Source organism: Streptomyces misionensis (genome assembly GCF_007896895.1).
GTDB classification, from domain to species: Bacteria; Actinomycetota; Actinomycetes; order Streptomycetales; family Streptomycetaceae; genus Streptomyces; species Streptomyces misionensis_A.
The window spans coordinates 57,359-66,456 of record NZ_VOGW01000114.1; the positions used below are offsets into that span (position 1 = coordinate 57,359).

A 9,098-nucleotide genomic window follows, 5' to 3' on the forward strand; every position below is an offset into this window, starting at 1 on the left:
CCCTCATGCGCACGCAATCCCGCACCGCTCCCCCTCGGTCGCGTCCCCCTCGGTCGCGCCCGCGACGTCTGCTCGGCCTGCTCGTCGCGCTCGGGCTGGTCCTCGTCGCGCTGAGCGCCGTACGCCCCTCCCCCGCCACGGCGGCCCAGGCGGACGGGCCGGTGGCCCGGCCCGCGGCCCAACAGGCCGCCGCGACCGGCACGTTCCGCAACCCGCTCAACACCGGGCCGGACCCGTTCATGACGTACTGGAACGGGAACTACTACCTCACCACCTCCCAGGGCGGCAGCATCCGCATGTGGCGCTCGCCGTCGCTGAGCACCCTGCTGACCGCCGACCCCATCACCGTGTGGGCCGACACCGACACCTCGCGCAACCGGGATGTGTGGGCGCCGGAGTTCTACCGGTTCGGCGACCGCTGGTACCTGTACTACACCGCAGACGACGGCACCGACGACCACCACCGGATCTACGTCGCCGAGTCCGACCGCGACGACCCGGCCGGGCCGTACCACTTCAAGGCGAAGCTGGCGCCGCCCAACCACGCCGCCGACTTCGCCATCGACCCGGGCATCCTCCAGCACAACGGCCGCCTCTACCTGGCCTACAGCGGCATCAATCCGTACCAGCACAACGGTCTCAACATCGCGCCCCTGTCGAACCCGTACACCGTCTCGGGCGACGCCGTGGCGATCGACGCGGCCGGCGGGTGCCCCGAGGTGCGGGAGGGGCCGGAGTTCCTGTACCGCAACGGCCGTACCTGGATGACGTATTCGACCTGTGACACCGGCAAGCCGGACTACCAGGTGTGGATGATGTCGCTGCCGTCGAACGCCGACCCGCTGGTCCCCGGCAACTGGACGCAGCACCAGGGAGCGGTCTTCTCCCGCGCCGACGACCACGGCGTCTTCGGGCCGGGCCACCACGCCTTCTTCACGTCGCCCGACGGCACCCAGGACTGGATCGTCTACCACGCCAAGACCACCTCGGCCTACACCTACACCGACCGCACCACCCGCGCTCAGCGCATCGGCTGGAACGCCGACGGCAGCCCGAACCTCGGCGTCCCGCTCGCGACGGGCGCCACCCAGGACCTGCCGTCCGGCGACCCGGGGCCGGGTGCCTACTGGATCAACGACGACGGCCGTTCCAACGGCGCCGGCAGCGTCGCCTACACCGGTACCTGGAACTCGGGCACCGGCTGCGCCGTGCAGTGTTTCTGGGGCGACGACCACTGGAGCGACCGGGCCGGGAACACCGCCACGTTCACCTTCACCGGCACCCGGATCGCCCTGCTGTCCGTCCGCGACACCGGCAACGGCTACGCGGCGCTCAGCGTCGACGGCGGCGCCGAGCAGCGTCTCGACTACTACGGCGCGATCCGCACCGGCGAGACGCTCCAGTTCCTCAGCCCGCGCCTGCCCTACGGCCGGCACACGCTGCGGGTGCGGGTGACCGGCGAGCACGACGCGCAGTCCGGGGCGTCGTTCGTCAGCGTCGACCGCGCCGAGGTGTACGTCAACTGAGCCGGGGAAAAGGGGGGTACGACGCCGGATTCCGGTCCCGTACCCCCCTCTCTCGTCCTGACGTCGCGTCAGGTCAGGGTGAACCGCTGTGCCGCCGAGCCGTTGCAGTCCCAGATGCGCAGCCGGGTGCCGTTGGCGGTCGCGCCGTCGGGCGAGTCCAGGCACCGGCCCGACTGGGGGTTGAACAGGGAACCGTCCGCGCGTTGCTGCCAGTTCTGGCCGCCGACGCCGTTGCAGTCCCACAGCTCGACCTCGGTGCCGTTGGCCGTGCCGTTGCCGTTGACGTCCAGGCAGCGGCCGAGCGAGCGCAGGGAGCCGTTCGCGTTGTGGTACCAGTGCTGGTCGACGGCGTAGGACTGGCAGTCCCACAGCTGTACGGCACTGCCGTTGGAGCCGCTGTCGTCGGCGGCCACGTCGAGGCACTTGCCGCCGGGTGCGGCGACCGGGGCGCCGCCGTCGACGGAGAACTTCTGTGCCGTGGAGCCGTTGCAGTCCCAGATCTGCAGCCGGGTGCCGTTGGCGGTCGCGCCGCTCGGCGAGTCCAGGCAGCGGCCCGACTGCGGGTTGCGCAGCGAGCCGTCGGCCTGCTGCACCCACTTCTGGCCGCCGACGCCGTTGCAGTCCCACAGCTCGACCTTGGCGCCGTTGGCGGTGCCGTTGCCCTCGATGTCCAGGCAGCGGCCGATGGTGCTCAGGGAGCCGTCGGCGTTGTGCTGCCAGTGCTGGTCCTCGGCCCAGGTCTGGCAGTCCCACAGCTGTGCGGCGGCGCCGTTGACGCCGGTGTCGTCGGCGGCGACGTCCACGCACTTGCCGCCCGGTCCGGTGACGGTGCCCTGCGGGCCGTTGGGCACGTCGGTCCGGCCCGCGTAGCCGACGGAGACGATGTCGGCCTGGACGGCGTTCTCGGCGGCGTCGCTCGGGTAGCCGGCGACCATGACGCCCTCGAAGAAGGTGCCCCGGTTCCAGTTGCTGTTGTCGCCGCCGGTGCCCAGGATGATGCCGCCCTCCTGGTGCATGGGCTTGTAGCCGCCGCGGGTGGGCAGTCCACCGTCCCACCAGGTTGTCAGGGCGCCGGTCTGGGAGTTGCCGCCCTTGAGGGCGTACTTGGTCTGTCCGTCGTTCTTCAGCACGGCCGTGACGAAGGGGCTGTTGTTGCCCCGGTTGGCGGTGTTGGAGCCGTTGTCGCCCTGGAACATGCCGTTCTCCAGGTCGGCCTCGACCCATGGTCCGGAGCCGGTGCACGGTGCGAAGTAGCACGTGGTGGCGATGGAGACGGCGTCCATGTGGCCGTTGCCGGTGTCGGCCGGGGTGCTCTCGGCGTTGCCGTAGTCGAAGCAGCAGTCGGAGCCGACGTGGGTGCCGGAGGCCACCATGTAGGCGCCCTCGGGCCGGCCGTCGACGGCGACGCCGGAGGCCACGCCGGTGTAGCGGTAGCCGACGCCCGGTGAGATCCAGATGCCGTAGACCTTGTGGCCGCCGGCGGTCACCGCGATCTCGCCCGCGTCGGCGCCGCGGTCGGCGCCCATCCCGGAGGTGCCGGCCGGGCCGGGGGTGAGGTCGTTGTGGCGGGAGGTCTGGTCGTAGACCTTGGTGATGCGGCACGTGGTGTTCTGGCAGAACACGTCCTGCTGGGCGGCGTTGGCGTAGCCGCCGGGGGCCAGCAGCCCGATGTCGGCGCGGGCCCCGTCGGAGGCACGTGTGACCTGGTAGAGGGGCCCGTTGTAGGAGGACAGCAGGGCGCGTGTGGTGCTGTGCGCGGCGACGCAGGGGGTGCCGGCCGCGCCGTAGATGTCGCACGGCAGCGAGCCGGCTGCCTGGGAGACGGCGGGGAAGGCGATCAGCGCGCCGAGGACGAGGCCGAGGGCGGCCACGGCGGACAGCAGGTGCCGAAGGGGGCGGAGGACCGCTGATCTCGTGGCGGGGCGCGGGATTCCTCGCGCGGTGGTGGTGTGGGCTCTGTGCATGGTGTGCTCCCGTGACTGTGGGGAGGGGAATGGAGCTCAACCTGCCGGTGCGGCGGCGGAGTTCACGCCGCTCGGCACCTTCGCGGGGAAGTTACGCGCACCGAATCAAACGCGTCAATGTTTGTTGCTTCAGTTTCCCTGCCCGCTGACAACACGTCTGGATCTGTTGTCTTCTGTTGGTCTGGGGTCCGATTCGGCCACTCGTCGGGGCTTGGTCCGGACCGTTCCCGGGCATCCCGCAGCCCTCCAGGGCCCGGTGGGTACCGGGCCCTGGAGGGCGCTGTTTCGCTCTCGCGGGGAGGCGGGAGGCGGGCGCCGGGGAACGGCGCCGCTCGTCAGCGGGCGGTGGTGCCCGCCGCCGCGCCGGCCGCGATGAGCTTGCGGTTGATGTCCCTGACCTGGTCCGGGTAGACCTTCAGGACCGCACGGTCGTAGGTGATCAGCCCGTTGAGTTCGCCCTCCACATCGCTGATCTGGGTGTAGACCGAGCCGGAGAGTCCGGCGGCGGCGTTCGGGATGAGCTGGCTGGTGTTCTCCACGTAGGTCTTGGTCATCTCGGCGATGTCGGTCGGCCCGTCACCGTAGTCCTGGCCGCCCGCGACGCCCGCGATGTGACCGGGGATGGTGAGCGAGTAGCCGCCGTGCTCGCCGTCCACGGCCGCCCGGGTGGCGTCCGGGGCGGGGTTGGCCGGGCCGTGGTAGAGGTGGTGGTCGATGACGTCGCCGCGGCCGGAATCGCCCTTGGAGGCGCAGCAGTTGACTCCCGAGTGGGCGTCCACCAGACGGGACGGGTCCTGCTGCTTGACGGCGTCGGCGAGTTCACCGGTGGACTGCTTGCTCTGCTCGCCCCAGCCCTCGTTCATCATGGTCCACATGACGACGGAGGGGCTGCTGATGTGCTGGTCCACGATCTCGTGGACCTCCTTGGTGAACTCCTCGTTGCTCGCGGCGCCGGCGTGGTCGGTGTTGCGGCTCGGCATGTCCTGCCAGACCATCAGGCCGAGCTTGTCGGCCCAGTAGTACCAGCGGGCGGGCTCCACCTTGATGTGCTTGCGCACGGCGTTGAAGCCGAGCTGCTTGTGCAGCTGGAGGTCGGACTTGAGGGCGGCGTCCGTCGGCGCGGTGTAGATGCCGTCGGGCCAGAAGCCCTGGTCGAGGGTGGCCAGCAGGAAGGTGGGCTTGCCGTTGAGCTCGATCTTGTTGACGCCGCCGACCTTGGCGACGGAGATCGACCGCATGCCGAAGTAGGAGCCGACGCTGTCGTGCGAGCGGCCGTCGTCGAGGGTGACCTTCAGGTCGTAGAGGAAGGGGTTGTCCGGGCTCCACAGCTTCGGGTTGCGGATGGGCAGCCGCAGGGCGGTTCCGGCGGCGCCGGAGACCGAGCCGACGCGCTTGTGGCCGTCGTAGGCGGTGGCGGTCACCCGGGCGGTGCGCTTGGCGCCGGCGCTCGGGCGCACCGTGACGGACAGGGTGTCGTCCTTCAGGTTCGGGGTGAGCACGAGCGAGTCGATGCTCTCCTCGGGGACGGGTTCCAGCCACACGGTCTGCCAGATGCCGGACGTGGGCGTGTACCAGATGCCGCTCGGATCGCGGGACTGCTTGCCGGTGGCCTGGTCGGAGGCGTCGGTGGTGTCCCTGATCTTCAGCAGCACGGTCTGGTCGCCGTGGCGGGTGACGGCGTCGGTGATGTCGGCCGTGAACGCCTGGTAGCCGCCGGTGTGGTGGGCGACCTGCTTGCCGTTGACGTAGACCCAGGCCTCGTAGTCCACCGCGCCGAAGTTCAGGTGCAGCCGGTTGCCCGAGCCGACCCGCCAGCCGGCCGGGACCTTGAAGGTGCGCTGGTACAGCGACCAGTCGTGGTGCTCGGCGACGCCGGACAGCGGCGCCTCCATCGGGTAGGGCACCAGGATCTTCCCGCTGAGCCTGCCCTTGGGCAGCGCGGCGTCCTGCGTGGTGCCCTGGAACTGCCAGGTGCCGTTGAGGTTGGCCCACTGCGTGCGGGTCTGCTGCGGGCGCGGGTAGTCGGGCAGGGCGTTGGACGGGGACACGTCCTTGGCCCACTTGGTCGCGAAGTACCAGGTGGAGTCGTTCTGCGCCACGCTGGAGAACACACCCAGCGGACCGGCGGCGGTGGTCAGCCCGCCCTGGCCGTCGTAGCTGATGCGGACCTCGGACTTCATGGCCGCGGGGGTGTCCGTCGCGGCGGCGGAGAGGACCAGCCGGGAGCGGTCGGCGGGATCGGTGGTCACGGTCGGCGACCAGCGCCGGCCGCCGGCGATCACCGACAGGTGCTTGGTCAGGTCCGCGGGCAACGCATCGACCTGGCCCGGGAGTTGTACGACGGCCTTGCGGCCCGAGGTGTCGACCGTGCTGTGCAGATCGAGGGGCGCGTAGCCGTCCGGCAGGTGCAGGGCGGAGTCGGGGACGGGCCGGCGGTCGATGCCGGGGCCGGACCACTCGGTCTGGATGTAGGCGCCGCCGTTGCCCTGGTTGTAGTCGAAGGACAGCCGGTGCTCGCCTGCGGACAGCGTGACGGGCTCGGACTGGGTCTGCACGTCCCAGTCGGTCGTCCAGTGGTCGATGACGCTGACGCCGTCCAGCGACATGCGGAAGCCGTTGTCACCCTTGATGTAGAAGGTGTACGACCCGCCGGCCGGCACGTCCAGCATGCCGGTCCAGTGCACGGCGACGTTCAGGGTGGAGCCGGCGCAGCTGCGCAGGGTCGGCAGGAGGTCCTTGACGTTGAGGGAGGGCTGGATGCCGCTGCTGGTGTAGGTGGCGAAATCCAGTGAGGTGCTGTCGGAGCTGAGGTAGCAGTCGCTGCGCAGCCCCTGCGCGGTGGCGCTCGGGGCGGCCTCGGCGGCCGGGGCCGCGTGTGCGAGCGTGGCCGGGGTGAGGAGCGCCGCGCCGAGGAGCAGCGGGGCGAGGGCGGCCAGTCCGCGGGTCAGCGGGAGGCGGTTTCTTCCGGGACTCAACGGGGGTTCACCTTTCGTTCGGAGCGGTGGGAGGGGCTGCCGGCCGGCTCCGCCGGGGATCGGTGGCAGCCTCTCGGGGGTTCTCCGGAGTGCTCGGGCGTGCCGGGCCGTCCGGCCCGTGCGCCGGCCGTGGCGGGCGCACGCGCGGGCCGTACGACTCGATGCGCACCGGGCTGCCCTGACCGGGCGCGCGGGCCGTCACGGTTCGGTGCGCCAGGCCAGGAGGCCGCCGGAGAACCCGGTCTCGAGCTGCGCGGTGATGCGCAGGGCGGTGGTGGTCACGGCGGGGAAGGAGAGCCGGTTGAAGCGGTCGACGGCGGTGCCGTGGTCGGCGTCCGCCCCGGCCGACTGCCAACTGCCGTCCGGCGCGCGGTACTCCAGCCGCCAGGAGGCGGGGACGCGGCAGGCGCCGTGTCCGGTGTCGTCGTACCAGTACACCGACACCGCGCCGACGTGGACGGGTTCGGCGTAGGCGTACTGGACCCATTCCTCGGTGCCGGTGCGGTCCCACCAGGTGAAGCGCGGCACCGACTGGTCGTAGGAGCCGGACGGTTCGGCGGCGGCGTTCATGAGCAGTGCCTGCGGGCTGTCGACGCCGCTGAACGAGGCGGTGACGGCCGCCCATTCGCGTGCCTTGGCCGAGGCGTCGGCGACCGGGAAGGAGGTGATGCGCAGCCGTGCGGCGGCGGCCGGGATCAGGGTGAGCTGCTCCACCGGCTGTGTGGTGCGCGCGGGGCTCTGCTGGAGCGGGGCGAGGACGTTCTGGTCGTCGGCGGTCCAGCCGGGCAGGCGCCGGCCCCGGGCCCGGAGGCGGACCGGAGTGCCGTCCTGGGTGAAGGGGTTGGCGGCGCGGGCACGGGTGCGTTCCACGACGAGGGACCGGGCGGGGTCGCGCGGGTCCAGGTCCAGCGCGACGTTCCAGGGTGAGCCGGGGCGCACCTCGTACTCCGGCCAGGCGTCGCTGCCACCGGAGCGCTGCCACTTCTCCTCGATGCGCAGGGAGTAGGCGAGGGGGCCGTGGTCGACGGAGACGGAGTCCTCGTTGGCGCCCCAGGTGCGGACCGTCGTCCTCATCGGCAGGTGCAGCACGATCTGGTCGCCGTCGTGCCAGCGCCGGTCCACGACGAGGTGGCCGCCGCTGCGCCGCACGTCCACCGGACGGCCGCCGAGCCGTACCGAGGGCCGCTCGCACCAGCCGGGGACACGCAGGTAGAACCGGAAGGAGACGGGGCGCGGCGTGGCCACCTGGAACGTCACGGTGTCGCCGAAGGGGTACTCGGTGCGCTCGGCGACGGTGACGGTGGTGCCGTCGCCGACCTTCGCGCGGACGCTGGACTCGCCGTACAGCGAGGCGCACAGCCCGCCGTCGAGGCTCGCGAGCCACATCTCCTCGGCGTAGTAGGGCCAGCCCATGCCGTAGTTGTGGGGGCAGCAGCGGTACTGGTGGATGCCCGGCATGTACGCCTGCATGGCGAAGGAGTTGTTGAACTGGCCGTGTTTCTTGGCAACGTTGTCCAGCTGGATGCTGTTGGCGGCGGTGACGTAGTGGGTGCCCTTCTGGAGCGGGTCGAGGGCGGCGGGCAGCAGGTTGAGGGCCAGGTCCTCGCAGCGGTCGGCCCACACCGTGTCCCCGGTCATCCGGGTGAGCAGCTGGTGGCTGTGCATGAACTCGACGATGCCGCAGGTCTCGAAGCCCTGGCGCGGGTCGTGGTAGCCGGGGCGCGCGTTCTCGTCCGCGGCGAACCCACCGCCGGGGAACTGGCCGTAGGCGTTCATGACGGTGTCGTGGACGCGCCGGGTGGCGGCGAGGAAGGAGTCGTCGCCGGCGAGGACGCCGTACTGGGCGGGTTCGCGGAAGCCCTGGGCGAGGTTGACGTTGTGCCAGGTCGGGATGGAGTGGGTGTAGTCGGCACTGTGGGTGTGCATGGTGCGGACGAGGTCGAGCAGCCAGTCCTCGCCGGTGCGGTTGTAGAGCCAGTAGGCGGTGTCGATGGTGTCGCCGACGCGGGCCGCGCCCCAGCCCTGCCCGAAGAGCGTGCCGGGCTGTGTGTGCAGGTACTTCAACCAGCCGGACAGAGTGGGCACGACCCGGTCGTCGCCGCTGAACTCGTGCCAGGTGCGCAGCGCGTCCAGGACCGGCATGTGCGGCCAGAAGTCGGGTCCGCCGTTCAGCGAGGTGCGCAGCCGGGCGGGGCCGAAGAAGCCGTCGGACTGCCGGGTGGCGAGTATGCGGTCGATCCAGGCGCGGGTCAGCTCCAGCACACGGGCGTCCTGGGTGACGTAGCCGAGGTCGCCGAACCCGCGCAACCAGTACGGCAGTTCTTCCCAGCCGTCGTTGGCCGGGACGGACCAGCCGCTGGTCTTCGGGTCCAGGTAGTCGGACACCTCGGGCATCCGCCCGTTCAGACCGTCCAGTTGCAGGTCCAGTTGGGTGCGCAGCCAGCCCTTGGGGGTGACGCTGCCGGGCGGCAGCCGCAGGAAGGGCTCTGGCCGCAGCGGCGCCCGGTTGGCGGTGTAGTGGGGGCGGCGGCCGGCGGCCGGGGCGGCGGGTTCGCTCGGTGAGACGGCATGCGCGGGCGGGGCGACGCCGGCCAGGGCGGCGGTGCCGGCGACCGACATGGAGCCGGCCAGGA

At 71.4% G+C, this 9,098-nt stretch carries 4 protein-coding genes; 1 reads left to right on the forward strand and 3 read right to left on the reverse strand.

Going from position 1 to position 9,098, the window contains the following annotated elements; translation table 11 throughout:
* Positions 1–5: 5 nt before the first annotated feature.
* The gene (locus FRZ03_RS20375) at positions 6–1,526 is read left to right on the forward strand and encodes a glycoside hydrolase family 43 protein (protein WP_146466584.1); all 1,521 of its coding nucleotides are present in this window, start codon (positions 6–8) and stop codon (positions 1,524–1,526) included.
* 68 nt (positions 1,527–1,594) lie between these two features.
* On the opposite strand, the gene FRZ03_RS20380 is transcribed toward FRZ03_RS20375, so the two are convergent.
* From FRZ03_RS20380 to FRZ03_RS20390, 3 genes are all read right to left on the reverse strand, one after another.
* Positions 1,595–3,490 carry an arabinofuranosidase catalytic domain-containing protein gene (locus FRZ03_RS20380; protein WP_146466585.1) on the reverse strand — a complete coding sequence of 632 codons (1,896 nt, stop codon included), beginning with the start codon at positions 3,488–3,490 and terminating at the stop codon, positions 1,595–1,597.
* A gap of 335 nt (positions 3,491–3,825) precedes the next feature.
* A complete protein-coding gene (locus FRZ03_RS20385; RefSeq protein WP_146466586.1) occupies positions 3,826–6,465 on the reverse strand; it encodes a PA14 domain-containing protein in 2,640 nt (879 codons plus the stop codon).
* A 198-nt stretch (positions 6,466–6,663) separates the two neighbouring features.
* Positions 6,664–9,096 carry a glycoside hydrolase family 127 protein gene (locus FRZ03_RS20390; protein ID WP_261399272.1) on the reverse strand — a complete coding sequence of 811 codons (2,433 nt, stop codon included), beginning with the start codon at positions 9,094–9,096 and terminating at the stop codon, positions 6,664–6,666.
* Positions 9,097–9,098: the final 2 nt, after the last annotated feature.